The sequence below is a fragment of the Hymenobacter profundi genome (genome assembly GCF_019334315.1).
GTDB lineage: Bacteria > Bacteroidota > Bacteroidia > Cytophagales > Hymenobacteraceae > Hymenobacter > Hymenobacter profundi.
Window position 1 is genome coordinate 26,194 of record NZ_JAHWGL010000008.1, and the last position, 26,544, is coordinate 52,737.

Here is a 26,544-nt window from a genome sequence, read left to right on the forward strand (position 1 = left end):
ATTCGCTCGGATTTACCGGATTAGTCGGATTTTGTGGATGTACCTTCTCCGTTTGTTATCCTGAGCTTGCGAAGGACATTCTGCCAGTTGAACGAGTCGTTATAATACCTGTAGTTCTACCGTGATAAGGCCCTTCGCAGGCTCAGGATGACAGCCAAGCCGCAATCGTCTACAAAATCCGATCAATCCGAAAAATCCGCCAGAATCCGTGGTCTAGAAATCCGTATCCAATCCCAAGCGCTGCTTCATCTCGTGTAGCATCGGAAACTTCTCGGCCAGGTACTCAAACTTATCCGACGACGTGTAAAGCTTGCGGGCCGTTTGGGCCTGTGGAGCTACGCTTACCTGCACCGTGAGACGGGGGTAGCCCGTGCGCCGCCGCAGCTCTGTGAGCAGCTCCGCCCGAAACTCGTTGAACTGGTCCACCTGCACCGGATTGTCTACAATGAGCTCTATCGTATGACGTGCGTTGGCCTGCACGGGGCGGTTGAGCACCATATACTCGCTCATTCGTTCTTGTGCCTTGCGCTCCTCCTTCAGCTCGTTCCACACGCGGTGCAATACTTCTTCGTCTATCGGCGGTAGGCCGTCCACAGAGGTAGGCTCCACATCGAGGGTAGGAGTCGCTTTCACAGTGCTGGCCTGCTGGGCTACCTTCGCTTTCAGGGCCGATAAGCTCGGCAGGCTAGGCACCTTCGACTGGATTGGACCGCTGGGGCGCGTAACCGGAGGCAGCGGCAAACCAGGTGCCGGCTCGTGCCCCTCGAAGCTGGGGCGCCCTACCTCCACGTGCGGCTGCGTGTCGCGGAATTGCTGGGTAGGGTTGGGTAAGTCGGCTGTCTCGTCCTCTATGCTGGGCGTGTCGTGCAGTTCTTCTACGCCGCTTTCTACCGGCACAATTGGCTGTGGATCGGCGGGGGCGTGTTGCAGGGGGGGCGCTGTAGGGGGCGCGCTTACTGCTGGTGCTGGCGCAGCAGGCGCGGCCGGAACACTGACCGCTACTGGGGTAGGTGAGGGTAGAGGACGGGTCGCGGGCGGCGCTGGTGCAGTGGTAGGCGGCGCGGCTACGGCATAGGCAGCCGGTGCCTCAGCAGTACCATCGGCCACCAACTGGTTATCAGCTGCCGCCGCAGGGGTAGGCGGTGCTACGGGGCTACTTTTTTTTTTCGCCTCGCCGTTGGCGGCGGGGCTGCTCAGGTCGCGGGCAAACTGCACGGCACCGTTGAGGTAGGCCAGCTTCATGAGCGTCAGCTCCACGTGCAAACGCTGGTTTTTGGCCTGCTTGAACTCCCGGTCGCACTGGCTTACCAGATTAAGCGCCGATAGCAGGAACGCTAGCGGAGCGGCCTGTGCCTGCTGCACGTACTTCTGCCGAATGCCCTCCGACACCTCCAATAGCTGTACCGTCACGGGGTCTTTGCACACCAGCAGACCGCGCAAGTGCTCAGCGGCGCCTACCACAAAGTTGTGCAGGTCGAAGCCATTCTGCATTATTTCATCCAGTAGCAGCAGCGTCTGCGACAGGTTCTCGCTCAACAGCGCATCTACCAGCCGGAAGTAGTATTCATAATCGAGAATGTGCAGGTTTTGCACTACATCCTTGTAGCTCAGGTCGTGCCCGGCGAAGGTCACCATCTGATCGAACATGCTCAAGGCGTCGCGTAGGCCGCCGTCGGCCTTCTGCGCCAGCAGATGCAAAGCATCGTCCTCGGCCTTGATTTTCTCCTGAGTGGCCACGTAGCGCAAATGCCCCCGAATGTCGTCAACCCGAATCCGGTTGAAGTCGAAGATCTGGCAGCGCGACAGGATGGTAGGGATAATCTTGTGGCGCTCGGTGGTAGCCAGAATGAAAATGGCATAGCCCGGCGGCTCCTCCAACGTCTTCAGAAACGCGTTGAACGCCGCATTCGAGAGCATGTGCACCTCGTCGATGATGTACACCTTGAAGCGGCCCTGCTGCGGAGCGTAGCGCACCTGCTCTACCAAAGAGCGAATATCCTCAACCGAGTTGTTGGAGGCCGCGTCCAGCTCGTGCACGTTAAAGGAAGCGTTTTCCTGAAACGCCCGGCACGACGAGCACTTGCCGCAGGCTTCCAGCTCGGTGGGCGCGTCGGGGGTAGGAGAGTTGAGCACCGAGTCGGGGATGATGTCCTGCCGGCCTGCCGCCACCAGTTCCGCCACCGAGCGGCCCTTACGGACGTGCTCTTCCACAAACTCGCAGTTGATGGTCTTGGCCAGGATGCGGGCGCAGGTGGTTTTGCCTACCCCTCGCGGCCCGCAAAACAGAAAGGCCTGCGCTAAATGCTGCGAGGCAATGGCGTTTTGCAGGGTGGTGGTAACGTGCTGCTGTCCCACCACGCTCCGAAACGTGGCCGGACGGTACTTCCGGGCCGAAACAACGAAATTCTCCATAGTGCTATCCTACAAAGATACCCCAAAAAGGTGGGCTTCGGAAGTCAGCAGCGGTGTTTGTCATTCCGGGCGCAGCGAGGAATCTGAGGTAGAAGATAGTAGCATCTCACGCAGATTCCTCGCTGCGCTCGGAATGACAAATGGGAACAAATTAGCCCTGCTGCAACGTTTTCTAACTAATCCGCGTACATTTACGCCCCGCCTCTTACGGCGGGTACCGTTCTTTCTAATCTGGGGTCGACATGGAATTGACAGCTTGTGCAAGTCGCGAGTAAGCGTGTCGGGAGTTGGATGAATCTCCCGTTAAAAAGTCGTCCGAACAATAACTGGCGAGTATTCCTACGCCATGGCTGCCTAGTCTAGGTACTAAGTAATGCCATCGTCCCGCATCCGTTTTCTTTTACACGGGTGAGTTCGGGGCGTCGTAAGTAAAAGATAGCCACGTGGGAGGTGTGACCACGCGGCGAAACCTAACTGCATCTACGGGTAGACTAAAGGCCTGATGTGCGCCCGGGCTACCCCGACAATCCAAGCATAGATACACACGTAGAAAGCCCGACGCCTTCCTTGTCTGGACCAGGGTTCGAATCCCTGCGACTCCACAAAAAAGCCCGTTTCCGATATGGAAACGGGCTTTTTGTTTTTAGGGGGTACAGCAAGAGACGCTGCTTTCATGTTTTATACAGTACACAAAGGCTAGAAGGGATTTACAGCTTTAAGGAAGCGGCAAAATATTAATCTATCATTCATCTTGCCGCATATGTTGGTGTATTCACTGGAATAATCCAAATTTGTATCTGTTATTTTGTGCAAAATGACGAAGAAGTAGATACAGAGTTATGAATGAGAAGGAACGAAAATCTGTGAATCAGCGAATTGCTGAGTTAGTGCAATGTTATCATAAAGGCAATAAATTAGCCTTTGCGAAGGCTGCGGATATAAGCTATCAGAGTTTAAGATTAATCTTAGGTAGCCGGCAGAGTGTTCCATCTGTAGTAGTCCTACAAAAAATAGGGGCTGCCTTACCGCAGGTGCGGATGGATTGGCTTGTATTAGGTGAAGGGGATATGGTAGAAACGAATAAAGTAATTTCTCTGCCTTTCCCGTCTGATGACTCAGTGGCTGAAGCCAAGAATTTGACCCAGCGCTTAGCAGAGAATAGAGCACACTTCGACGTATTGATGGAAGCCCTGGTAGAGGAACGCAAACTGGGTAGGGTGTACCGTATAGGCGTCAATCGTCCTATGGAGCGAAAGTTAGCCGATCGGCTAAGCAGCACGGAGGAAGAAGCGCGGGAACTTGTGTTTAGTGGACGAATTTGTTCTCAATACTCTGGACCTAATAATGACAAAGCCCGTCGCAACGGAGCCAGTTATCTTATTACTGAACAAGCAGTTCGTGATTTCTTAGCCACAGAGCAGACACCCTAGCTTAGTCGCCTGTGGCTTTGATCAGGTCTAAACCTCTATCCGTGACCCCATAGAAAAGCCCGCCTCCGGTACGGAAACGGGCTTTTTTGCGTGTTATTTATTTCTTCTACCTCTAGTTTGGGAACGGCGCATTAAGTTCTAGCAGCGTTTGCCGGAAAACTACGAGCGCAAGGCAGAAACCCCATGTAGCACGTGGGTTTCTGCCTTGCGCTCGTGCAAAACGGTATCCTACCTTAAGCAAGCAGTGACTGCTGAACTAGGATAGTACATGTACGATACAATAGCCCGCTACGCTAGCCCAGCTTAACGCGCCATACATGAATAGCTTCTCATACCAAGTGAGCTCGAGTTCTTTTGCTGGTGTGTACATGGGCGGGATAGATAAGGCGAGAGAGCAGAACGTCCTAAACACAAGGCCAAGACGTTTAAAGGTTCTGGAAATATACTACTCCTGTTATAATTTTGCAAAACCTAATATAATTATGTTTCATCGTCGCATGTGGTTGGTATTGAAGTAGTTCAAAAATTTCATAATATATTCGTAATCCATTTCTACGAGAATAATACCAACAAAAAGGGGCATACAATAAGCTATTGGCAGAAAAAAAGCCCGTTCCCACGAGATGGAAACGGGCTTGCTGGTAAGCGTCTGCTTCTTATGCTAGTAAGGCATGGTTTTCCAAATCGCCGCCAAACTTAATTAGCAGGTCGCCGAGCTTGCTCAAATCGGCCTTCAGCGTATCATCCACGTTATCGGCGGCCTGAATGGTTTGGGCGCCTAGCATGCTGAGCGACCGGCCGATGGATTTACCATCAAAAATATCCTGCTCCGCGCTGATCAACGATTGCAGGTTGCCCAACTCGCGGGCAATGTCCTGAAAAGCAGGTATACCACTATCAATCAGAAGCTGATACCACTGGTCAACGTGGGTGAGCGACGTGCTAATGGGGATACCGGTAGGACCTTGCAGCAGAGCCTGTATAGTATGGGTGAGAAGGATATCGCCCGAATGAGCGGAGGGAAGGTTTGCCATAGCGAAATAAGGTGAGGGAGCAGAGAGTTAGGAAGCGGTTTGTAGTAGACCCGCTTGTCGTAGAATAGTTGCCGCACGTAGGGCACTAGATTCTTTATCTTTTATTTCCAGCATGATATCCGCATCAAGGCCGTGCAAGTGCGGTAGCAAGTCGTGGAACAGGGCATCGACCAACGTGGAGGTGTGTTTGCCTTTGCGTTCACCGGGCTGCTGTGAACTGTAGTCCAGCATAATTACACCGTCGCGGATGGGGTGCCAGGTAGAGGCGGCTAGGCGCAGGGCCTCCGCCATTGGCTCACCGTGGTTCAGGCATTCGTGGTGGAAGGTATCGAACAGAATGGGGACGCCCACGGCCTCGTGCAGGCGCAGGCAGTCGCGCAGGCTGAAGAGGCGGTCGTCGTTTTCGATAACCACCCGGTTACGCACCTGTTCGGGTAGGGTCCGGTACGTGTCCTCAAACCGATTGAGAGCCAACTCGCGGTTGTTGTAGAGGCCTCCTACATGGATTTGCAGCTTGGCAGTGGTGTCCATGCCCATCAGATCCAACATAGAGCCCTGGTAAACCAGCTCGGCAATACTGCGCTCTACAATGCCTGCGTCGGGCGAGTTCAGCACCACAAACTGATCGGGGTGTAACGACACGCGCATTTGGTGCTGCCGGATGTAGTCGCCAATGGCTCGGAACTCCGCTGCAAATCGGGTTTGCCACGGGTAGGTATTGATAGCGTGCGAACCAAACGGAACGATATTCGACCCAATCCGGAAAAAGAGCAGGTCGTTTTCTACGTTATACGTCAGAATGCGCTGCAAGCAAGCCAAATTGTTGGCCACGGTCTGCTCCACGCGTTCATCTGAGTAAGATGCCAATCGAAACGTAGATGCAGAGGAACAATCAAGCGATTCATTGACGCAAGGATACCCTATTCTCATACTACAATCGTACGATTACCACCGGACGAAGTTGTAGAAAAGGTTATACGTAGTATGTGTAAATTCATATTGTATTGACTATGAATTTGCTATTACAGCAAGCTACGGAGTTAGGCTACTAAAAAAAGCGTCAAAGCACTGTAAAAAGGCTATTCATAACCCCGATTATCCAAAAAGTATTTGTTATACTCTCGTCGGGCTTTAAGAGCTTTTTGAAGCCTTTCCTGCGCCTGAATTTCCTCCATCTTCTGGCGCTGTTTGCCTTCGCGCGAGAACTGCTCGTAGAGCAGGCTCACTGGATTTTGTATCGAGGCCGATTCCGTAGCTGACTTTGGCGCCGTACTATCGACGGGGAACAGGGGCTTGGGCGGGGCCGGACGCTTTACGGCATTATCGGGTGGGGTAGGGCGCTTCATGTTGCGTAGGGCCCGGTTAATCACGGCATCGGAGGGGCGGCCCTGGCGCACCTCCACGCTTTGCAGCTCAATACTGGCCGGTTGCAGCTTGATTTGCAGAATAATTTGCGACAAGCCGCTGTTGCCTACCACCAAGCGTTGGGTTTTGTAGCCCAGGGCCTGAAACACTAAGGTATCACGGGCGGTGGCGGTCAGGCTGAAATCGCCCTGGTCAGAAGCAATAACGCCCTGGCCTTTGCCTTGGAGTAGCACCGTAACCCGCGGCACGGGCTTGCGCGTTTCGGCGTCTGATACGGTACCTGTCACGCGTACTTGGGCCTGTGCGGCGCCGGCCGACCACAGCCACAACAGGAGCAGAAGCCCTAGCAACCGCACCACCTGTAGTTGCGCAAGACGTGGAAAAGGTAGCATACTCACAAAACAAAGCTAACGCAGACTTTCGGCACTATTGCCTGTGGTTTACAGATTGAGCCAAAAAAAGCCCGCTCCGTTGCACGGGCGGGCTTTTGTATACGAGAGAAACGAGGCTACTTGATCTTTACTTTGTCGCCGTCTTCAGGCTTCAGCTTCACGGTGCCATCGTCGCCGGCTTTCTTGGCTTTGTTGCCCTGGGCATCTTTGATTTTGATGTCGCCGTCTTTATCAACCTCAATCTTGCTACCATCGGGACCTTCTACTTTGGTACCGGGCGCTACACCAGCGGCAGCGCGCTCAATCTTCTGGCCAGGCGTAAGCGGCGCCGGCGCCGGCGTCACGGTCACGATATCTACTTCCTCGTAGTAGCGGCCGGGGTTGCTGGTGTAGGCCGTGTACTGCTCAGGGGTCAGGAAATCGTGGAATTCCTCGTTCGACTCCAGGTAGGCGGCACGCTTGGCAGCACCCAGACCGGTGGTGTCGTTGGTGTACTGGTTGCGCACATCGGCCAGCTTGCGGGCGCGGTTGTAGTACGCGTCGCGGGCTTTCGATATGGCGGCTGTGTCCGTCACGTTCAGGTCGGTAGCCATGCGCTGGGCGGTGGCATCGGCCTGCGAGCGGTAGGTAGCATCATTCGCGTCGGTGGTAGACGCGGCAGTATTCATGGTATCCGTGGTGGTGGTGGTTTCGGTTTTGTTGTCCGAGCAGGAAGCCATGGTCAGCGCAGCAGCGCAGCTGAGCAGCAAAAAAGTCTTTTTCATGATAAGTCAGTATGAAGAGGAGAGAGCAAAAAAGGAATGTGCGGCATATACGCATCTAAGGGCAGGAGGTTGTTTTTGCTCGCTCCACTGACTTTTACCGGACCTACGCGCGGCGCAATTCCAGCACTGTGATTTCGGGTAAAAATCCTACCCGTCCAGGGTAGCCCAGAAAGCCTAGGCCCACATTTACGTACAGGTGCTGCTTACCTCGTTTGTACAGGCCGGCCCACTGCTTGTATACATACTGCACGGGGCTCCACTTCAGGTGCGGCAGGTTCACGCCAAATTGCGCGCCGTGCGTGTGGCCTGAGAGCGTCAGGTCGATGTCTTGGTACTCATGCACTTGCGCATCCCAGTGGGTAGGGTCGTGGGTGAGCAGGATTTTGAACGGCGCATCGCCGGAGCCAGCGTGCGCTTTGGCCAGATTGCCGTGCTGCACGAACTTGGTTCCCCAGTTTTGCACGCCGAGAATGGCGATTTTCTCGCCATTGTGCTCTACCACACGGTTTTCGTCCATCAGCAGTTCCCACCCAATTTTGGCGTGGTTCTGCATCAGGCGTTCCAGGTTAGCGCGTTTAGCCTCTAACGATTCCCACTGCACATAGTCCCCGTAATCGTGGTTGCCGAGGATGGAATAAATAGGCCGCTTCGAGCGAATGCCCGCCAGCGTCTCAATGTGCTCTTCTACCTCCGTCGCCACGTTGTTTACCAAGTCGCCGGTCATGAAAATGAGGTCGGCCTGTTGGTCGTTGATAATCTTTACGGCACGCTGCAACGGCTCTTTGGAGGTGAATGAACCCGTGTGCAGGTCCGAGATTTGTAGGATTTTGAAGCCGTCGAACGAAGCCGGCAAATTGGGGAAGCGCAGCACCCGACGCTTCACCTGGTAGTCGGTGCCACCGCGGACGATGCCCCAGACCAGCGCCACCAAGGGCACGGCACCCAGCAATAGCGCCGCCCGGCTCAGAAACGCACTGCGCGAAATAGGCTCACCGCCCGCTGAGCTGCCGCTAAACTGCCGCGCCACGAAGCGCCCGCCCCGCACCACGTCTTCCAGCAGTAGGGGTAGGGCAATCACAAGCTTGGCCGCAATTAGTCCCAACAATAGGCCCAAGAAGTAGACTTTGTAATGCGGCTGCGCGGTGCGGCGCGTGCTGATGGCCCAAATGCCCAGCCCCCAGACCAGCAGCGTCACCACCACATATACCACCGCAGTCAGCCGCCGGCCGCCAGATGTGTCGGGTTGGATGGCGGTGCGCACGGCTTGCAGGCCGTACCATTCAACTAAGAGAAAGAAAAACAGAACTGGTAACGACAAAAAACGAGACATGCAAAAACGAAGGAGGGAAGAAGAAAACAGCCACCAAACGGCCGCGTGAGGGTAGACGAAAGAACGGAGATTTTACTGTATGCTGGCCGGTACTATGTTTGCTTACCGGAGGCATGTAATTTCACACAGGTGTACAATGAATCCGGTAAATAGTTTAGCCGACGAGCAGCTTCCTACTCATACGTACTCGGCGCCTACCTCCTTCAGCATCAAGAGTTGGGCCGAGGAAGACCGCCCCCGCGAAAAGCTGCTGGCCAAAGGCCGTGCTACCCTCTCCGACGCCGAGCTGATGGCCATTTTGCTGGGCTCGGGCACGGCCAAGCTTTCGGCGGTAGACGTAGCCAAACTGATTTTACAAGCCGTGGAGAATGATTTGAATGCACTAGCGAAGCTCTCGGTGAAGGAACTCATGCGCCACAAAGGCATCGGCGAGGCCAAGGCCATTACCATTGTGGCGGCCTTGGAGCTGGGTAGACGCCGCAAGGAAGCCACCGCCAGCCAGCGCACGGTTATCACCTGCTCCACCGACATCTACAACACCATCCGGCCCAACTTACAAGACTTGCCGCATGAAGAGTTTTGGGTGGTTTTACTGAATCGCGCCAACGTGGTGATGCGCAAGCAGCCCGTGAGCACCGGCGGCGTGGCCGGCACCGTGGCCGACCCCAAACTTATTTTCAAGCACGCCCTAGAGCAACTGGCTAGCAGCATCATCCTGGTACACAACCACCCCAGCGGCAACCGCAACCCCAGCGCCGCCGATATTGCCCTTACGCGCAAGCTGAAGGAAGCCGGCCAGTTCTTGGACTTACCCATTCTGGACCATCTGATTTACACGGACTTGGGGTATTACAGCTTCGCGGATGAAGGGATGCTGTAATCTAATGGCGTCATCTTATGATTTGCATCTGTCATCCTGAGCGCAGCGAAGGACCTTCTCACGTTAGAACGAGTCGTTGTTACGATAATCGTTTCAGCGTGAGAAGGTCATTCGCTGCGCTCAGGATGACAAGCGAGGTTTAGCATGACAGATAGTAGCAGTGCTCTACCTTACTTTTCAAAATAAGCTCTCAATTCCAGCTTGTAAGAATTGCCGATAGGAATAGCATTGCCATCGGTTAACACCAATTGCTCGGGTTGAAGCAGCTTGATGTGAGCCGCCCCGACAATAAACGACCGATGCGCCCGCACGAAGCGGGGCCCCAGCAACTCCGTCATTTTCTGCATGGTAGCGTGGTGGAGGTAGGTTTTGGCTTCCGTCACCACCTTCACGTAGTCTTTGCAGCCTTCCACATAGCGGATGGTAGGTAGCGGCACTTTCAGCAGGCCGCCCTGGTCTTTTAGCAGCAAATACTCCTGCGTTGTCGCATCGGGTAGGGCAGGGGCCGGGAGCTGATAGCGGGCCACGGCTTTCGCGAACCGCTCGTAGCTGAAGGGCTTGAGCAGGTAGTCGAGCACTTCTAATTCGTAGCCCTCATAGGCGTACTCGCGATAGGCGGTAGTCAGAATGGTTTTGGGCGGATTTTCGAGGGCTTTGAGGAAATGCAGGCCCGTTACCAGCGGCATTTCAATATCCAGGAACAGCAGATCGACGGGATGTTGGCGCAGGTAGTCGTGGGCCTCCATGGCGTTGCGGCACTGGCCGCTGAGGACGAGGCCGGGCGTTTGGGCAATGAAGCGGGTGAGCACCTGGTGGGCCAGGGGCTCGTCGTCTACAATCAGGCAGCGGGTAGGGGCAGTACTCATGCGTGCAAGATAAGCTCGGCGCGGTAGCGGCCGGCGTGCTCGGATAGGTGCAACTGATGGGCGCCGGGGTAGTACAGTTGCAGGCGTCGCCGGATGTTCTCCAACCCAATGCCCCCGCTGCGGCGCGGCGAGGTAGGGGGCGGGGTAGGCAGCATATCGTTTTCAATCACAAAATGCAGGGTGCCGGGCGTGGCCGTGAGCGTGGCCTCCACGCTGGCCTCGTCGCTGAAGTGGTGCCGGCCGTGCTTGAAGCTGTTCTCTACCAGCGGCAACCACAGCAGCGGCGGTACCTGCCGCCCAAACGGCTCCGTGCCAGTAGCCGTGAAGCGGATGCTGGCGCTTTCGTACTTGCGCTGCTCCAACTCGAAGTAGTTTTCCAGAAAGGCCACCTCATGCGGCAGCTCAATGTACTCCTTGCCGCTGTCGTAGAGCACGTAGCGCATCAGCTCAGAAAGTAGCAGGATAAAGCGCGGCGTCTCGGGCGAGCCGGCCAAACTCAGGCCATAGATGCTATTGAGAGTGTTGAACAGAAAGTGCGGCTGCAACTGAGCCTTGAGCTGCTCCAGTTGCAAAGCGGCGTGCTCTTTCTCGATGTGACGGCGGCGCGCTTCCTGCTCGAAAGCCACCCGCACGAAACCCACGCAGCTGAAAGCCAGCATATCGGTAAACAGCAGGGTGATATGCCGCTGGGCTCGGCCCGCCAGCGTGACCACCGCTTCAAGGTAGCTCTGATGGTAATAGGCGGCCAGCCGGGGCGGGCTGGGGATGTACTGAAACAGGTCGTGCGCCAGTGTCAAGTTCAGCTTGATGCCCCACCAAGCATAGAGCACCGCCCCGATGCCGAGCAGCACGTAGCGGCGGCGGCGCAGCAGCCACGGCAATAAGCCCCGGTAGTAGGGCACAATGTAAAGTGTAGCCACCCCGGCAAACAGCATCAGTTGAGGGTACGGGAAAAGGTGGGAGTAGCGCAGATTGTCCCGCTCGGTGAGGGACATTAGGCTTATGGCCTCCTGCATGAATATGCTGTACTTATAAAGCCCCGCATAGAGCACCCACACTATACCCTCGAACACAAGCGGGAAACGGCTGGACCTGTCGGCAGCGGGAAGGGGTGGGGAAGGTGTTTGCATAGGGGCGAAGGTGTTTGCATAGGGGCGAAGGTGGCGGGTTTTGCACCGGATACGAAAGTCAGGAGGCCGGTTTTTCGACTAATGCGGCCTTTATTTCGACTAAAAAAGGCCGCGTTGGACTTGGTCGAAATCAACCGTAGTGCGGTCGAAAAAAGCGGAAGGGTAGGCCGGCGGGGTGGTTGTTTTGTCCCATTCCCAGCCGACTAGCGGCACGGATTCACTCCCTGGCTACATCATCCTTCCGTTATGAAAAATGTCTTCGCCTTCCTGCTTTTCGCCGGCACTCTCACGTCGGTAGCTACTACGACTACCGCACAAACGCCCACCGCCCACACCCCGGTGGCCCCAGGTACTTTGGCCGGCACGGTGGCCGACAGCGTGTCGGGGCAGATGCTGCCCTTCGCGACGGTGGTGCTGCGCGCAGTAGACGATACCAATCAAATGCTAAGCACAGTCACGACCGAGCAAGGCGGGTTCAGCTTTGCGGGCCTCTCGAAGGGAGCGTATACGCTGGAAGTGCGCTACCTGGGCTACCGTGCCGGCCAGCCGGTGGCTGTGGCGGTAGGGGGCGGAAGTACGCCCGCGGTGGCGCTGGCGCTGGCCCCCGAGCATCACGCGCTGGGCGAGGTGAAGGTAATGGGCTCGAAAGCCTTCATCGAGCAGCACGCCGATAAGCTGGTGCTCAACGTGGCCGCTAGTCCGCTGGCGGCGGGCGGCACCGCTGCCGAAGTATTAAGCCGCGCCCCGGGCGTGATGGACCAAGGTGGCCGCTACGTGGTGCGGGGCAAAACGGCCCTGGTACTCATCGACGGCAAGGTGACCAACCTGGGGGGCAACGACCTAGCCGAACTGCTCGCCTCCCTACCCAGCAACACCCTCGACAAGGTAGAAGTAATAGCCAACCCCTCGGCCAAGTACGACGCCAATGGCGGGGCCGTCATCAACATCCTCACCAAGAAAAACAGCGCCTTTGGCACCAACGGTAGCGTGAGTGCCGGGGTAGGGGGCGGCCGCTTCGGCCGCTACAACGGCGGCTTCACCCTGAATTACCGCCGCGACAAGCTAAACGTATTCGGGGGCCTCGACTACCAACGCGCCAAGCAGTACCGCCGCTTAACCAGCAACCGCATGCTGAACCCGGAAACGCGCATCGACGAAGCGAGCTACACCCAGACCGAGCGCAACAGCCAGACGGCGCGCATCAACGTGGAGTACGACCTTACCAAGCGCAGCTCGGTGGGCCTGCAAGTACGCGGGATACACTCTGCCCGCGAAACGAACGGCAATACCAACTCTGCGGTGGCGAACCTGAACGGCCCGCTCAGCACGACCAACGTGCTGCAAACCGACGGCACCGGGCGCGGCCTCAACCCAACCATTAGCCTGTACTACCGCACGGTGCTGGATTCGGCCGGCGGGGAGCTGAAGCTCAACGCGGATTACCTCACCTTTCGCAAGCGCTTCGACGAGCAATACCGCAATGCCAGTTATGCTCTATCGACTGAGGAAACAACGGCTTCTGCGCTACGCACCTACTCACCGGCCAGCAATACGGTGGCTTCCTTCACCGCCGACTACACGCGCTCCTTCGGCAAAGCTACGGCGCTGGAAGCAGGCCTGAAGTCGCTGCGCACCATCACCGACAGCGACATTCATTGGGAAAATCTGGCTGAGGGCGGCAACTGGCTCAACGACGCGCAACGCACCAACCACTTCGTCTACCGCGAGTACATCAATGCGGGCTACGTCTCGGTACGCCAGCCGGTGAGCAAGAAACTAACCGTGCAACTAGGCGTACGGGCCGAGCACACGCACAGCGAAGGCGAATCATTGACGCTCCAGCAGGTAAATAAGCGCGACTACTTCAACCTGTTTCCCAACGTGGCGCTGGACTACACCATGTCGGAAAAGCAGCAATGGAATGTCAGCTACCAGCGCAAGATTGACCGGTTCCGCTTCGGCATTATCAATCCCTTTCTGACCTACGTTAGCCCCTACCTCTACTACCAGGGCAACCCCACCATTCGCCCCTCTTTTTCCGATAACTACTCTGTTTCGCACAGCTACAACAATGCGGTGACGACGTCCTTGTCCTACGGCCGCCACACGAATATCCTAGCGGAAATATACCGCCGCGACCCGGCTACCAACATCGTCATTCAGTCCGACGCTAACCTGAGCCGTGCCACGGCAGTGGACGGCAATGTGAGCCTGACCAAGCAGTTGCTGGGCGGCGTGCTGACTACGTCGAACTTTGTGGGCGCAACCTACATCCGGTTAAACTCGCCTACCATGCCCTGGCTCAACCGGTCGAGTGTAGGGGTAATGGCCAGCAGCAACAACACCGTGAATTTGCCGCACGGCATGAGCTCAGAAATATCCCTCTTCTACCAGTCGCCGCTCACGTACGGGGCCTACTCCTTCAAGGCGCAATATGGCGGTAGCCTTGCGGTAACGAAATCGGTGCTGAAAGAAAACGGAACCCTCACCCTGAGTGTCTTCGACCCCTTCAACATGCAAAAGCGCCGCTATGATACGCGGGCGAAGGATATGCAGGCCTATAGCCTCGATAAAGCTGAAACCCGCTTTGTCCGGCTGAATTTCAGCTACCGCTTCGGTAACCAGAAAGTGAAGGCTATCAGAACGCGCCGCACGGGCATTGAAAGCGAGAAAATGCGCATGGAAAGCAGCGCTAACTAGTGTTTCATCCTGGCTACTATCCTGTTTAAAAGTATAATTGGTGAAGCAGGGGTTCGCGCCAGCCCCTACCTTTGCCTCTGTGAAAATCAACCCGAAATTCTTTATTGGTCTAGGCCTGCTGCTGATTGTGGGCTACTTCCTGCAAGACCTGGTGCTGAGCGACAGCCAATATATTATTGGTGTAAAGAAGGCACGCCAGGAAAAAGACGACTCGTTCCGGCGCGTGAACGGCTCGCCGCTCAGCCAGGCCCAGCGCGACACGTTCAAAGCCCTACCCTACTACGCCCCCGACCGCGCCTACCGCCTCGATGCGCAGTACCAGGGCTTCACGCTGCGGGATACCACGCGCATGGCTACCACCGGCGCGCAACCCGAAACCTACCTGCGCTGGGGTCAAGCCACTTTTATTCTGAATAAGCAGGAATACAAGCTGACGCTCTACCGCCGGGCATTCGGCCCCGATACCACGCTGTTCATTCCCTTCGCCGACCGCACCAACGGCCTCGGTAGTTACGGCGGCGGCCGCTACCTAGACGCCGCCGTACCCGCCCCCGACGACACCGAAATCACCCTCGATTTCAACCACGCCTATAATCCCTACTGCGCCTACAACAACAGCTTCGTGTGCCCCCTGCCGCCAACTGAGAATAGGCTGAATGTAGAAATCCCAGCCGGCGAAAAGGCCTTTCACGAGTAGGGGTAGGGAACATACATCTGAAACCCACCTGTCATCCTGAGTGGAGCGAAGGACCTTGTCACGTTAAAGCGAGTCGTTGTTACGTCCGTCGTTCTGCTGTGAGAAGATCCTTCGCTCCACTCAGGATGACAGGTGGGTTTTGGACGAAAGAACTTCGGTGCTGTAGATAGGTTCCGATAAACAAGCAAAAAGCTAGGGCAGGCTGCGTTTCGGGCAGCCTGCCAAATCCCTACCTTTGCGGGCAGCATCAGTTGTCGGATGCTGGTTGTTGGTTGCCAAATGATGTGTATTCGCGTCACTCAAAACGGATAACTAACAACTATTACCTGACAACGAACAACTAGCAAATGACCCCATGAAAATATCATACGACTGGCTCCGTACGCTCATCCCTACCACCCAATCGGCCGAGGAAATCGGGAAGCTGCTGACCGGCTCCGGGTTGGAAGTGGAAGGCATTGAGGAGCTGGAAAGCTTGCCCGGTGGGCTGCGCGGCGTGGTGCTGGGCACCGTGCTCACCCGCGAAAAACACCCCGATGCCGATAAGCTCAGCCTGACCACCGTGGACGTAGGCGATGCCACCCCGCGCCAGATTGTATGCGGTGCGCCCAACGTGGCAGCCGGCCAAAAAGTGGTGGTGGCACTGGAAGGTGCTATGCTGCATCCTAGCAGCGGTGAGCCGTTCAAAATCAAGAAGTCCAAGATTCGCGGGGCGGCTTCTGAAGGCATGATTTGCGCTGAGGATGAAATTGGGCTGGGTGAGTCGCACGCTGGTATTATGGTGCTCGATACCGACTTGCCCAATGGCACGCCGGCCGCTGAGTACTTCGGATTGGGTTCCGATTCGGTATTTGAAATTGGCTTGACGCCCAACCGCGCCGACGCGGCCTCGCACTACGGCGTGGCCCGCGAGCTGCGCGCCCTGCTGCGCCAGTCCTGCCACCTACCCGACGTGAGCGGCTTCCAAGCGCCTACCTCGGCCGAAAGCACTATCAGCGTCGCCATCGAGGACGAAGCCACTTGCCCACGCTATGCCGGCTTGCTAGTCGATAACGTACAGGTAGGACCGTCGCCGGAGTGGTTGCAGCGCCGCTTGCGCAGCATTGGTCTGTCGCCTATCAACAACGTGGTGGATGTCACCAACTTCGTGCTGCACGAATTGGGCAACCCCCTGCACGCCTTCGATGCCGACCAGATTACGGACAACCAGATTCGAGTGAAGCGGGCTGAAGCTGGCGAGAAGTTCGTAACGCTGGACGGCACGGAGCGCACCCTACAGGCCGCCGACTTGGTTATTGCCGATGCCAACGGCGCGCCCCTGGCGCTGGCCGGTGTGTTCGGGGGCAAGACCTCGGGTGTGAGCAACGCCACTACCCGCGTGTTCCTGGAAAGCGCCTATTTCGCGCCGGCCGTGGTGCGCAAAACTAGCCAGACACACCAGCTCAAAACTGACGCTTCCTTCCGCTTCGAGCGCGGTACCGACCCCGATATGGTGCCGGTAGCCCTCAAGCGGGCGGCGCTGCTGTTGCAGGAAGTGGCCGGGGCGCGCATTGCCGCGCCGGTGGTCGACGAATATCCTACCCCCATTCAGCCTACGGAGGTGCGCCTGCGCCTACCCCGCGTAACTAAACTGGTAGGGCAGGAGATAGGCGAGGACCGCATCCGGCAGATTCTGACGGATTTGGATATTGAGATTCAGGAGCAACCATCACCAGGTAATGCAATAGGGCAGGACCTGGCCGAGCATCTGACGCTCCTTTCCACTCAACCGGCAACCAACGACCAATCCGCAACGGAATGGCACCTGAAAATTCCGCCGCACAAGGTAGACGTGACCCGTGAGGCCGATGTGATTGAGGAAATTCTGCGCATCTACGGCTACAACAACGTGGCGCTGCGGCCCTTCAACTCCGCTTCCTACCTCGCCAAGTTCCCGAACCCCGACCCCGAGGTGCTGCGCCAGAATACGGCGCGCTTGCTCAGCGGGCAGGGCTATTCGGAGATTATCACCAACTCGCTCACTAACTCAGCTTACTTCGAGCAGAAGGGTGCCCAGGACGCCACGCTGGTGCGCGTGCACAACTACAACAGCGCCGACCTCGACATCATGCGTCCCACGGTGCTGCACTCGGCCCTGGAAGTGGTGCGCTACAACCTCAACCGTCGTCAGAAAGACCTGAAGCTTTACGAGTTCGGTAAAGCCTACTCGCAGAAGCCCGAGACGGGCAAGCACCAGGAGCAGAACAAGCTGGTGCTGCTGCTCACCGGCAACGCCTCTTCCGAAACCTGGCAGCACAAGGCAGAGAAAACCACCTTCCACGACCTGGCCGGGGCAGTGCAACAGGTGTTGGCCTCGCTGGGCTTCAGCAACTATGCCAGCCAGCCGGTGCAGCATCCCTACCTCGCGGGTGGGCTTACCTTGCTGGTGCAGAACCAGCCGGTGGTGCACCTGGGGGCCGTGTCGCCGGGCGTGCTCAAGCAGCTCGACGTGAACCAACCGGTGTGGTACGCCGAGTTGGACTGGGACTGGCTGGTGCGCAAGTACAAGAACACGCTGGTGGCCCGCGAGCTGCCCAAGTTCCCGGAGGTGCGCCGCGACTTGTCGCTGGTGGTAGACAAGACCGTGACGTTCGATCAGTTGCAGCAGATTGCGCGCCGCACCGAGAAGAAACTTCTGCACAGCCTGAATGTGTTCGACGTATACGAGGGCGAGAACCTGGGAGCAGGCAAGAAATCCTACTCCGTGAGCTTCGCCCTGCAAGACCCTACCCAAACCCTCACCGACCAAGCCATCGACCAGGTGATGCAGCGTCTCATCCAGCAATTCGAGAAGCAGGCCGGCGCCCTGATTCGGAAGTAAGGAGTGGTTTTTGGGGGAAGTCTGAATGTCATTTTGAACATTCTGCGCATCAAGCAGAGATGAGAAATCTCGCGTGCTGACGAATGGATAGTATTGTCATGTTCCATCTGGCGTCCGCTTATCGAAGCATCTCTACCGTTAGTAACCTCAACGGGTAGCAACAAAGCGGTAGAGATGCTTCGATAAGCGGACGCCAGATGGAGCATGACGTTCTAGTTTTATTCTTTCAGAAATTGTAGACAACTAATCTAAAACTGAAAAATGGCTTCCTCCCAGCAACTAGCCCAACTCGACCGCCTGGAGCGGCAAGTGAACAGCTTAGTGGCTGCCTATCAGCAGGTGCGGGAGGAATTGAGCGATGCCCAAACCACCATTGAGCAGCTGCGCGCCGATGTGCGCGACCGGGACCGGCAGCTCAAGGATTTCCAGAACCGGGAGAATATCGCTAAACTTGTCAATACCGTAGCAGAGAAACCTGCCCACGTCAACGAGCTGAAACTGCGCCTCAACGAATACATCCGCGAAATAGATAAGTGCCTTGCCTATTTGAAGGAGTAACGACCTATCCCCATCCACCTAAAAACGCACTGCTCGCATGAGCGACTTAGCCATAAAAATTCGTATTGCTGAACGGGAATATCCCATGCGCGTTGCCGCTCCCGATGAGGAGCGCCTGCGCATGGCCGGTAAGCTGCTGAATGAAAAGCTTAAGGAGTTCCGCGACCAGTACGGCATCCAGGACAAACAGGACCTTTTGGCCATGATTGCCCTAACTACAATGGTCGACCGCCTGAAGGTCGGCAAGGAGAAGGACGGCACCGATGCAGCCCTTACCGAGCGCCTCGCGCGCTTGGACGAGCTGCTTTCGTCGCTGGTGCTGGGCTAATCGTAGCCCGGCTTCGGTTTCACGCTTACCCTACCCCTGCGGCAATCGGCTGCGCGGGTGGGCACGCGTTGGACTAGTTTTTTTGTTATGGTTTTTATATACCCTTCCCCAAAAACCATAGCACATGTCACCCTATGTTTATATTGCGCTGGCCGCCGTCGTTGCCCTTGTGGCCGGCGTGTTTGTCGGCCGCCTGCTGGCCGGCAAGGCCCGGCAGGACCATGAGGCCGAGGCTCGCGCTCGCGCCCAACAGCTTCTGCAAGAAGCAGAAGAGAAAGCCAACCGCATCCGCGACGAGCGGATTCAGCAGTCGAAAGACAAGTTTCGGACCCTCAAGCATGAGTTTGAGCAGGAAAGCCGCCGCCAAAAAGCTGAGCTGGACACTGAGTTGACCCAGCGCCGCCAAGCCGTAGTGGAGCAGGAGCAGAACATCAAGCAGCTCACGCAAACCACGCAAAAACAGCTCGACCAGATTCAGCGCAAGGAAAAAGAGCTGGACACCCTGCGCGACAAGCTCCAGAACGACGCCCAACAACAGCGCGACCGGCTGGATGCCCAGGAAGAAAAGCGCCAGACCACCCACGAAGCCCAGCTAGCGAAGCTGCAATTGCGTGAGGTAGAGGCCGAAGAGAAGGCCCGCCAAGTGCAGCAGCAGCTTGAAACCATTTCGGGGCTGACGGCCGCCGAAGCTCGCGAGCAACTGGTAGAATCGTTGAAAAACGAGGCGCAGCTGCAGGCATCCTCCTACATCAAAGACGTAGTGGCGCAGAGCAAGCTCACGGCCACCAAGGACGCCAAGAAAGTGGTGCTGGAAACCATTCAGCGCACGGCTGCCGAGCACGCCATTGAGAACTGCGTATCGGTGTTCAACATCGAGTCGGACGACGTGAAGGGCAAGATTATCGGCCGCGAGGGTCGGAACATTCGCGCTCTGGAAGCCGCTACCGGCGTGGAGATTATCGTGGATGATACGCCCGAGGCCATCATCATTTCGGGCTTCGACCCGGTGCGCCGCGAGGTGGCCCGCCTGAGCCTGCACTTGCTGGTGAAGGACGGCCGCATTCACCCGGCTCGCATCGAGGAGATTGTGGCCAAAACCCGCAAGAACATCGACGAGGAAATTGTGGAAATCGGGGAGAAAACCATCATCGACCTGGGCATTCATGGCCTGCACCCCGAGCTGGTGAAGATGGTCGGGCGCATGCGTTTCCGCTCATCGTACGGCCAAAACCTGCTCCAGCACTCGCGCGAGGTAGCCAACCTGTGCGCCACCATGGCCGCCGAATTGGGCCTGAACGTGAAGCACGCTAAACGGGCCGGCCTGCTGCACGACATCGGCAAGGTAAGCACCGAGGAACCCGAGCTGCCCCACGCCATTCTGGGCATGGAGATGGCCAAGAAGTACAAAGAGCACCCCGATGTGGTAAACGCCATTGGCGCCCACCACGACGAGATGGAGATGACGGCCATGATTGCGCCGCTGGTGCAGGCCTGCGACGCCATCTCGGGCTCGCGCCCCGGCGCCCGCCGCGAGATGATGGAAAGCTACATCAAGCGTCTGAAGCAGCTGGAAGAAACAGCTGTGTCGTTTGACGGGGTGTTGCAGTGCTACGCCATTCAGGCGGGTCGCGAGTTGCGCGTGATGGTGAATGCCGAGAACGTGACTGACGACCGCGCCCAGGAGTTGAGCTACGAGATTTCGCAGAAAATCGAGAAGGAAATGCAGTATCCCGGCCAGATCAAGATTACGGTCATTCGGGAGATGCGCGCCGTTGCCTACGCCAAGTAGGGTAGGGCAACAAGCAAAAAAAGGCCGCTGCAACGAGAGTTGCGACGGCCTTTTTGCTTTGCCACAGTTAGCCATTACCTAAGTGATACAGGTTAAACAAAGCAGCTTATTAACCTGAGATAGGATTGGGTAGTCTAATACAAACGCGTCTCAAAACGATCTAAAAACAAATAATCTAAGAATAATACATTAAACTTGCTCACGCAATGCATAGCTAAGTGGCTTCGGGCATGGTGAATAACAAAATAAAATGAATCAAAATACAGTATTGCAAGGCACCAGAAACGATAAATGGTTTGATACTCTGCACCTCAAAGATGGTCTGAAAGATCGATCTATCAGAGGCGGAGTAAGCACAATGGCAGGACAAATTATTCTGTTTTTGATGTCGACTGCACAGACTGTTATTCTAGCTCGGCTACTGTTACCTGAAGATTATGGTTTGGTAGCTATGGTAAGTAGCGTAACGGGATTTATTATTATTTTTAAAGACCTAGGATTATCATCTGCTATTATTCAGCGAGAAGAATTAACACAAAGTGAAGTAAGCTCAGTCTTTTGGGTAAATGTTTTTATTAGTTTTTTAATAGCATTAGTAGTTGCTGTATTAGCACCAGCTATAGCGAGTTTTTACCATGAACAACGTCTATTAAATATTACGTTGGTTGCCGCTTTGACTATATTCATAGCGGGGTTGTCGCTACAACACAATGCTTTGCTAAAAAGGCAGATGTATTTTAATAGTTTGGCCCTATTGCAGTTAGTTACTGTTGGTCTAAACTTATTGATTGGGGTTTTGCTGGCTTGGTTGGGATTTGGTTATTGGGCGCTTGTGATGCAAGGGTTAGTATTAGCAGCATTGCAGACAATAGCCTTATGGATTTTGTGTGATTGGAGGCCTGACCTAACATTTAAAAAATCTGAAACGGGTTCATTTTTAAAGTTTGGCGCCGGTATTACAGGTTTTGATGTAGTAAATCACTTCTCCAGAAATATGGATAATGTGTTTATTGGCCGTTTTGTAGGTTCAGTAGCGCTTGGGCTATATTCTAAAGCGTATCAGCTTCTTATGTTACCTATCACACAGCTGCGAAATCCGCTAAATTCGGTAGCTATTCCTGCCTTAAGCTCACTACAGAGTGACAAGGAAAAATATAGGAGTTTCTACTTTAGGTATCTATTTATTTTAGCATTCTTTTCGATGCCGATGATTGTATATCTTGGTGTTTTTTCCAATGAATTAATTTTACTTATCCTAGGAGAACAGTGGGCAGATGCTGGTCCTATTTTTCAAGTATTAGCTATTTCTGCTTTTATCCAACCGGTAGCAAGTACGCCAAGCTTGGTTTTAATAACTACTGGTAGTGTAAAAAAATACTTCGTAATAGGGGTAATTAACGCTTTTTTTATGGTAGCAGGCTTTGCAATAGGAGTTTTTCTAGATGGTGTTCGAGGGGTTGCTATTGCACAGGGTATAGTAGGATATACATTGTTTGTGCCCGTGTTATACTATATTCTTAATCAAAGCCCGATTAGCGCAATGGCCTTTTTAAAAGAAATAACCTTACCAGCAGCTTTCTCAGTGACTAGCGGTATAGCAATGGCTGTCTATGGTATTTTACTGCAACGGTATAATATAGCATTGCCACTAGTATGGTATTGTATATGCGGTTTTATAGTTGGTGCGTTCGTTTACCTAACTTTGATGATTACATTTTCTTCTACTAGAAGAAAGGTTGCGGCAATTGTTGAAATGGCACAATCTATTAAAAAGAAATAATTTAATTCCCACATGAGCAAATTTGGAATTTTAGCTTGGCCTGGCTTCTCTACAAAAAAAGACAATCCTTATAACTATATACTTTACAAAAGTATTGAAGAAGAAAATTGTGTAGTATATGATTTTGTTTTTTCATTGAAAAGCGTGATTAAGCATATTTTAAATGTTAATTATAAAGTATTTCATATACATTGGCCTACTTATGTATTATTCGGAAATAATGAGCGTAAAGCAAATATTAGAATGAATATTCTGTTTTTATTTATTAAATATATAAAAATGCGAGGAGTAAAAGTAGTGTGGACTGTTCATAACTTAGAAGCACATGAAGGTAATTTTCCCGATCTTCAGAAAAGTCTTGCGAATTTTATGTATAGGCAAACGGATGGATTTATTAGCCTTAATAAGCCTGGGTTGTATATTATAAAGGAGATGAGCAGTAATCAGGCGAATCAACGGTATGTCCATTTAGCACATCCACATTACAAAGAGTATTACACTAACAGTATTACTAAATTACAAGCGAGAAAGAAGCTAGAAATACCTGAAGATAAGTTTGTTTTCCTGTTCTTAGGGCAGATAAGACCTTACAAAAATGTAACAGGACTCATTGAGGCTTATAATAAAATGGATAACACAAATACCTTACTACTTATAGCAGGGAAGGTGCATAAAGATATGATAGGGGTACTTAATGATATAGAAATTAACAAGAATATAGTATTGTATGATTCATTCATAAAAGATGAAGAGTTGCAAACTTATTTTAACTGCGCTGATTTAGTAGTTACACCGTATGATAAAGTATTTAATTCTGGGTCTATTTTCCTTAACCTTAGCTTTAATCGCCCAACATTAGCTTCTGATTCAGGGGCCTTGGAGGAGTTAAGTAATGTAGTTGGGACCGAGTGGATTAAATTGTATAAGGGTGCGCTTTCTGCGGATCATTTAATGAATTGTATGAGGGACGTTACTACTAGATTAGAAGGCAAGCCGAATCTTATTGCATTTGAACCAAAAATTATTGCACGTAACACTGTTGCCTTCTATAAGTCGCTTTTTTTATAAGCGTTGCATATTAGGCGACACTGCATCGGATATTACAAGAAGAAATTATTGAGACTGAAATAGTGTGCATGCAATACAATTTAGTGTTGGAAACGTGCTAACATTAAAAATGCCAGAATAACAGTGAGTTATAAAATTTTGTCATTTTTTACTTAAAATGACCGTTTGAGTTTGCTGTATTCAGCAACAGAAAATGAGTGAAAATTATATGTAGTCCGTTGCACCGGCATATGCCGCGCAACGGACTTTTATTTTGCCCTTACTTCTGTATACACATCAACTAGAAGCTGTGTAACGCCATTTTTTGCCGCTTAATAGCTCCATTCGATCGTCAACTTTTGCATCTCTACTTGCTTTTTTAAATAGGAAATGAGCGGAAAAGTTGATGTCTAAATACAGGCTGTAAAGGGGGGCAATCCTTACGCGAGCAGAGATAAATTTCTATAAGTCGTCAAAATTGAATTTAGCTAGTATGAGAAATGTGCAAACATACTTCTATATTTGCTCATAGGACTCAAGATGTATAGTTGCGAAATTTGTGGGTATTTGCTCTTTATTGCATCTTTTAGTCTAGTATTATCTAAGTAAATCTATATTCTTTTGAATATAGTTCAAATTGTAATTTTTTAATAGTTTTTTCATTCACAAAAAAATACCATTTTTTTGAGACGTTTCATTTCACTCTTGTTGTTGATTGTTGGCATCGCTGCTCCATATAGCTACAGTCAAGCACCCACGCGGAATGCGAATTCTTACGTCCGGCCTTATGGAGAGGCTTTCCAGTATGGTATCAACCTTGGCTACTATGGCAATGGTTGGGACGACGAAGGTTTGGCAACTGCGGCCCAAACGTTAGGGGTGCGTTCCGTACGCCCAACTTTACCCGACTATTTCGTAGAGAAATACGGCTTTGGCATTCGAGCCAATACCTTCAAGGTTTACACAGACGAACTTGGGATGAAGGAGATTACCTGCTTCATAGGAGAGCCATCGGCAGCCCACCTTGATAAGACTACTTACTTGGGTAGTAGTGGCCCATCAAAGGTGTTTGCAAATCTGTATGAGCCTATTTGGACTAGCAATGGCAGCGTGAATCCCAATAACTATTATGCTTATTATATGTACCAGCTGTTGCAAACATACGGTGATAAGGTGCGTTTCTGGGAAATAGTAAACGAGCCTGACTACACCTTCATAGGTAACAAGGATGTATGGTTGAGCCGTGCGCCGTCGCCGGCGGAATTGCCCAACTTGCGGGCTCCTTTCTATTACTATATCCGAATGCTGCGCATTAGCTATGAGGTGGTAAAGAAGTACCGTCCCGATGCCTACGTGACTACTGGTGGCATTGGCTACCCGCAATTTCTGGACGCGTTATTACGTTACTCCGACAACCCTAATGGTGGGTCCATAACGGCGCAGTATCCCAATACCGGCGGGGCGTATTTAGATGCTGTGAGCTTCCACACCTACCCGGCTTATTCGTTGCACAAGTGGGATAACAGTATTGGCGGGTTTCGTTACTTCCGGACTTCAGACTACGCTGCTGAACGAGTAATTCAGGAAGAGCAGGCGATGGTTGATGTGCTGAATCGATATGGTTATAATGGCACTAAGTATCCAGCCAAGCATATAATTATGACGGAAACCAATGTAAGTCGCCGCACCTCTGACGACCGGATAAGCACGGACGAGATGCAGCGCAACTTTGGAATAAAGATGTTGGTGCAAGCCCAGAAAAATAGAATTAGACAGTTATACTTCTATCATTTGGGCGAGTCTATAAACACTCCAGCGGCCAGCATATCCGTATCGCGTGGTGACGCGCTAGACTTGATGGGCTTTTACGAAAACCTGAAGCGAGATGCCCCAGGTCAGCAGAGGACTACGCAATTAGGGCAGGGGTTTGCTACTACGTCCAAATTACTGTATGGTTTCTCCTACGATGCCGCACGTACAGCTGCCTTAACGCTACCCGCCAATGCCAATGGAGCAGCTTTTCGTAAAGATAATAGCTACGTGTACGTGCTGTGGGCCAAGGCGCTGACTGATAAATCAGAGTATGCTAAGGTTACCTACTCTTTTCCGGCGGCCTTGGGACTAAAGACAGTGAAACGTTATGAATGGAACTTCTCCTCCACAAACGCTAGCTCTATCCAGCAAGCGCAGGAAATTACGTTAAGTGGTACTCCCGCATTCTTCGTAGAAGACGCCGCGTCGCAGGTTGTAGCACCAGCTCCTCCAGTAGCCTCAAGTGGCTGTGATAACACCGGTACGCTTCTTCGCGAGCAGTGGAACAATGTAAAGGGAGCTACTACGGCAGATATCCCTGTTACTAAGCTTCCTAATAGCAGCAGCCAGCTTACATCGTTTGCGGCCTCCAATCAGTATGGCAATAATCACGGCGCCCGCCTGCGCGGCTATATTTGTCCGCCGCAAAATGGGGCCTACACATTCTGGGTGACTGGTGATGATGCTGCTGACCTTTTCCTCAGCTCCGACGATGACCCCGCACACAAAGTGCGGATTGCCAGCAGCACGGGCTGGCGCGCCTCAGCATACGACTGGTACCGCTCTTCGGAGCAGAAGTCGGCACCGATACAGCTGCAAACCGGGCGGCGCTACTACGTAGAAGTATTGCATAAGCAGTCGTGGGGAACAGGCTTTGTTGCTGTAGCTTGGCAGCGGCCCGATGGCTCCCGTCAGCAGCCTATTTCGGGCTCAGTGCTGATTCCCTTTGTACCAGTTACCAGCAGTCAGCTAACGGCAACGGCAACCGTAGCATCAGCCACGCTAAATGATACTATTGATAATAGCGCACCTGCTACTAATCTGAACATTTATCCTAATCCTTTCAGTAAGCAAGCTACTGTGCAATTCAGTGTCCAGCAACGAAGTCAAGTTACATTAGCACTTTACAACCTGACTGGTCAACAAATCCGTTCGCTATTTGATGGGCAGGTGGAAGCTGGCGTTCAGAATAGCGTTTCGATGGAATCTGTGGGCTTGAGTAACGGGCTATATATAGTGCGTTTGGTGACTGGAACGGAGGTAGTAAGTCAGAAGGTAAGCTACGCCGGTGAATAAGGCACAATAAATGGCTAAAACTTTCGAGATATGGCTTCCTAAATAATTATGCGGCCACCACGCTATCTAGAAAA

The 26,544-nt window shown here is 53.3% G+C and carries 19 protein-coding genes and 1 other RNA gene; 12 read left to right on the forward strand and 8 right to left on the reverse strand.

What is annotated here, in order from left to right:
- Nucleotides 1-213 precede the first annotated feature (213 nt).
- Nucleotides 214-2,412 (reverse strand): DNA polymerase III subunit gamma/tau, encoded by a 2,199-nt coding sequence (gene dnaX, locus KYK14_RS03785; protein WP_219156973.1) that lies wholly within the window; start codon nt 2,410-2,412, stop codon nt 214-216.
- A 233-nt stretch (nt 2,413-2,645) separates the two neighbouring features.
- On the opposite strand from dnaX, the gene ssrA reads away from it, so the two are divergent.
- Nucleotides 2,646-3,017, forward strand: a transfer-messenger RNA (tmRNA) gene (gene ssrA / locus KYK14_RS03790).
- Between the two features lie 234 nt (nt 3,018-3,251).
- Nucleotides 3,252-3,842: a hypothetical protein gene (locus KYK14_RS03795; RefSeq protein WP_219156975.1), complete on the forward strand. Its 591-nt coding sequence runs from the start codon at nt 3,252-3,254 to the stop codon at nt 3,840-3,842.
- 656 nt (nt 3,843-4,498) lie between these two features.
- On the opposite strand, the gene KYK14_RS03800 is transcribed toward KYK14_RS03795, so the two are convergent.
- The 5 genes from KYK14_RS03800 to KYK14_RS03820 form a co-directional block, all read right to left on the reverse strand.
- Nucleotides 4,499-4,876 carry a hypothetical protein gene (locus KYK14_RS03800; protein ID WP_185282549.1) on the reverse strand — a complete coding sequence of 126 codons (378 nt, stop codon included), beginning with the start codon at nt 4,874-4,876 and terminating at the stop codon, nt 4,499-4,501.
- 27 nt (nt 4,877-4,903) lie between these two features.
- Complete coding sequence (gene uvsE, locus KYK14_RS03805; protein WP_185282550.1) at nt 4,904-5,806, reverse strand: UV DNA damage repair endonuclease UvsE; 903 nt, start codon at nt 5,804-5,806, stop codon at nt 4,904-4,906.
- A gap of 149 nt (nt 5,807-5,955) precedes the next feature.
- Nucleotides 5,956-6,633: a carboxypeptidase-like regulatory domain-containing protein gene (locus KYK14_RS03810; RefSeq protein ID WP_185282551.1), complete on the reverse strand. Its 678-nt coding sequence runs from the start codon at nt 6,631-6,633 to the stop codon at nt 5,956-5,958.
- A 116-nt stretch (nt 6,634-6,749) separates the two neighbouring features.
- Nucleotides 6,750-7,397, reverse strand: coding sequence for a hypothetical protein (locus tag KYK14_RS03815; protein WP_219156977.1), 648 nt, complete (start codon nt 7,395-7,397; stop codon nt 6,750-6,752).
- A 103-nt stretch (nt 7,398-7,500) separates the two neighbouring features.
- On the reverse strand, nt 7,501-8,727 hold the full coding sequence (locus KYK14_RS03820; RefSeq protein ID WP_208307897.1) for a metallophosphoesterase: 1,227 nt from the start codon (nt 8,725-8,727) through the stop codon (nt 7,501-7,503).
- A gap of 136 nt (nt 8,728-8,863) precedes the next feature.
- Between KYK14_RS03820 and radC the strand changes: the two genes are divergently transcribed.
- Nucleotides 8,864-9,607, forward strand: coding sequence for a RadC family protein (gene radC / locus KYK14_RS03825; RefSeq protein WP_219156979.1), 744 nt, complete (start codon nt 8,864-8,866; stop codon nt 9,605-9,607).
- A gap of 170 nt (nt 9,608-9,777) precedes the next feature.
- On the opposite strand, the gene KYK14_RS03830 is transcribed toward radC, so the two are convergent.
- Both KYK14_RS03830 and KYK14_RS03835 read right to left on the reverse strand, forming a co-directional pair.
- Nucleotides 9,778-10,473: a LytR/AlgR family response regulator transcription factor gene (locus KYK14_RS03830; protein ID WP_219156981.1), complete on the reverse strand. Its 696-nt coding sequence runs from the start codon at nt 10,471-10,473 to the stop codon at nt 9,778-9,780.
- Nucleotides 10,470-11,603, reverse strand: coding sequence for a sensor histidine kinase (locus KYK14_RS03835; RefSeq protein WP_219156982.1), 1,134 nt, complete (start codon nt 11,601-11,603; stop codon nt 10,470-10,472). Before KYK14_RS03835 ends, KYK14_RS03830 begins: the two co-directional genes overlap by 4 nt.
- Before the next feature lie 246 nt (nt 11,604-11,849).
- Here KYK14_RS03835 and KYK14_RS03840 point away from each other — a divergent pair, with 246 nt between their 5' ends.
- The 9 genes from KYK14_RS03840 to KYK14_RS03880 all read left to right on the forward strand — a co-directional run bounded on the left by KYK14_RS03840 (nt 11,850) and on the right by KYK14_RS03880 (nt 26,470).
- Complete coding sequence (locus tag KYK14_RS03840; RefSeq protein WP_219156983.1) at nt 11,850-14,303, forward strand: outer membrane beta-barrel protein; 2,454 nt, start codon at nt 11,850-11,852, stop codon at nt 14,301-14,303.
- Between the two features lie 79 nt (nt 14,304-14,382).
- On the forward strand, nt 14,383-15,000 hold the full coding sequence (locus tag KYK14_RS03845; protein ID WP_219156984.1) for a DUF1684 domain-containing protein: 618 nt from the start codon (nt 14,383-14,385) through the stop codon (nt 14,998-15,000).
- Nucleotides 15,001-15,355: 355 nt separating this feature from the next.
- Entirely contained in the window at nt 15,356-17,860 is a 2,505-nt protein-coding gene (gene pheT, locus KYK14_RS03850; protein ID WP_219156985.1) for a phenylalanine--tRNA ligase subunit beta, read from the forward strand.
- Between the two features lie 261 nt (nt 17,861-18,121).
- Nucleotides 18,122-18,418: a hypothetical protein gene (locus KYK14_RS03855; RefSeq protein ID WP_185282560.1), complete on the forward strand. Its 297-nt coding sequence runs from the start codon at nt 18,122-18,124 to the stop codon at nt 18,416-18,418.
- A gap of 85 nt (nt 18,419-18,503) precedes the next feature.
- Nucleotides 18,504-18,746 (forward strand): cell division protein ZapA, encoded by a 243-nt coding sequence (locus KYK14_RS03860; RefSeq protein WP_246455625.1) that lies wholly within the window; start codon nt 18,504-18,506, stop codon nt 18,744-18,746.
- A gap of 124 nt (nt 18,747-18,870) precedes the next feature.
- Nucleotides 18,871-20,535, forward strand: coding sequence for a ribonuclease Y (gene rny, locus KYK14_RS03865; protein ID WP_185282562.1), 1,665 nt, complete (start codon nt 18,871-18,873; stop codon nt 20,533-20,535).
- A 250-nt stretch (nt 20,536-20,785) separates the two neighbouring features.
- Nucleotides 20,786-22,315: a lipopolysaccharide biosynthesis protein gene (locus tag KYK14_RS03870; protein ID WP_219156987.1), complete on the forward strand. Its 1,530-nt coding sequence runs from the start codon at nt 20,786-20,788 to the stop codon at nt 22,313-22,315.
- Between the two features lie 12 nt (nt 22,316-22,327).
- Nucleotides 22,328-23,383, forward strand: a complete 1,056-nt coding sequence (locus tag KYK14_RS03875) for a glycosyltransferase (protein WP_219156988.1) — start codon at nt 22,328-22,330, stop codon at nt 23,381-23,383.
- Nucleotides 23,384-24,046: 663 nt separating this feature from the next.
- Entirely contained in the window at nt 24,047-26,470 is a 2,424-nt protein-coding gene (locus KYK14_RS03880) for a PA14 domain-containing protein (RefSeq protein ID WP_219156990.1), read from the forward strand.
- Nucleotides 26,471-26,544 lie beyond the last annotated feature (74 nt).

Bases quoted from the DNA above. Each gene is read 5' to 3' on its own strand.
- dnaX (WP_219156973.1), bottom strand. From the start codon at position 2,412: ATGGAGAATTTCGTTGTTTCGGCCCGGAAGTACCGTCCGGCCACGTTT.
- KYK14_RS03795 (WP_219156975.1), top strand. From the start codon at position 3,252: ATGAATGAGAAGGAACGAAAATCTGTGAATCAGCGAATTGCTGAGTTA.
- KYK14_RS03800 (WP_185282549.1), bottom strand. From the start codon at position 4,876: ATGGCAAACCTTCCCTCCGCTCATTCGGGCGATATCCTTCTCACCCAT.
- uvsE (WP_185282550.1), bottom strand. From the start codon at position 5,806: ATGAGAATAGGGTATCCTTGCGTCAATGAATCGCTTGATTGTTCCTCT.
- KYK14_RS03810 (WP_185282551.1), bottom strand. From the start codon at position 6,633: ATGCTACCTTTTCCACGTCTTGCGCAACTACAGGTGGTGCGGTTGCTA.
- KYK14_RS03815 (WP_219156977.1), bottom strand. From the start codon at position 7,397: ATGAAAAAGACTTTTTTGCTGCTCAGCTGCGCTGCTGCGCTGACCATG.
- KYK14_RS03820 (WP_208307897.1), bottom strand. From the start codon at position 8,727: ATGTCTCGTTTTTTGTCGTTACCAGTTCTGTTTTTCTTTCTCTTAGTT.
- radC (WP_219156979.1), top strand. From the start codon at position 8,864: ATGAATCCGGTAAATAGTTTAGCCGACGAGCAGCTTCCTACTCATACG.
- KYK14_RS03830 (WP_219156981.1), bottom strand. From the start codon at position 10,473: ATGAGTACTGCCCCTACCCGCTGCCTGATTGTAGACGACGAGCCCCTG.
- KYK14_RS03835 (WP_219156982.1), bottom strand. From the start codon at position 11,603: ATGCAAACACCTTCCCCACCCCTTCCCGCTGCCGACAGGTCCAGCCGT.
- KYK14_RS03840 (WP_219156983.1), top strand. From the start codon at position 11,850: ATGAAAAATGTCTTCGCCTTCCTGCTTTTCGCCGGCACTCTCACGTCG.
- pheT (WP_219156985.1), top strand. From the start codon at position 15,356: ATGAAAATATCATACGACTGGCTCCGTACGCTCATCCCTACCACCCAA.
- KYK14_RS03855 (WP_185282560.1), top strand. From the start codon at position 18,122: ATGGCTTCCTCCCAGCAACTAGCCCAACTCGACCGCCTGGAGCGGCAA.
- KYK14_RS03860 (WP_246455625.1), top strand. From the start codon at position 18,504: ATGCGCGTTGCCGCTCCCGATGAGGAGCGCCTGCGCATGGCCGGTAAG.
- rny (WP_185282562.1), top strand. From the start codon at position 18,871: ATGTCACCCTATGTTTATATTGCGCTGGCCGCCGTCGTTGCCCTTGTG.
- KYK14_RS03870 (WP_219156987.1), top strand. From the start codon at position 20,786: ATGAATCAAAATACAGTATTGCAAGGCACCAGAAACGATAAATGGTTT.
- KYK14_RS03875 (WP_219156988.1), top strand. From the start codon at position 22,328: ATGAGCAAATTTGGAATTTTAGCTTGGCCTGGCTTCTCTACAAAAAAA.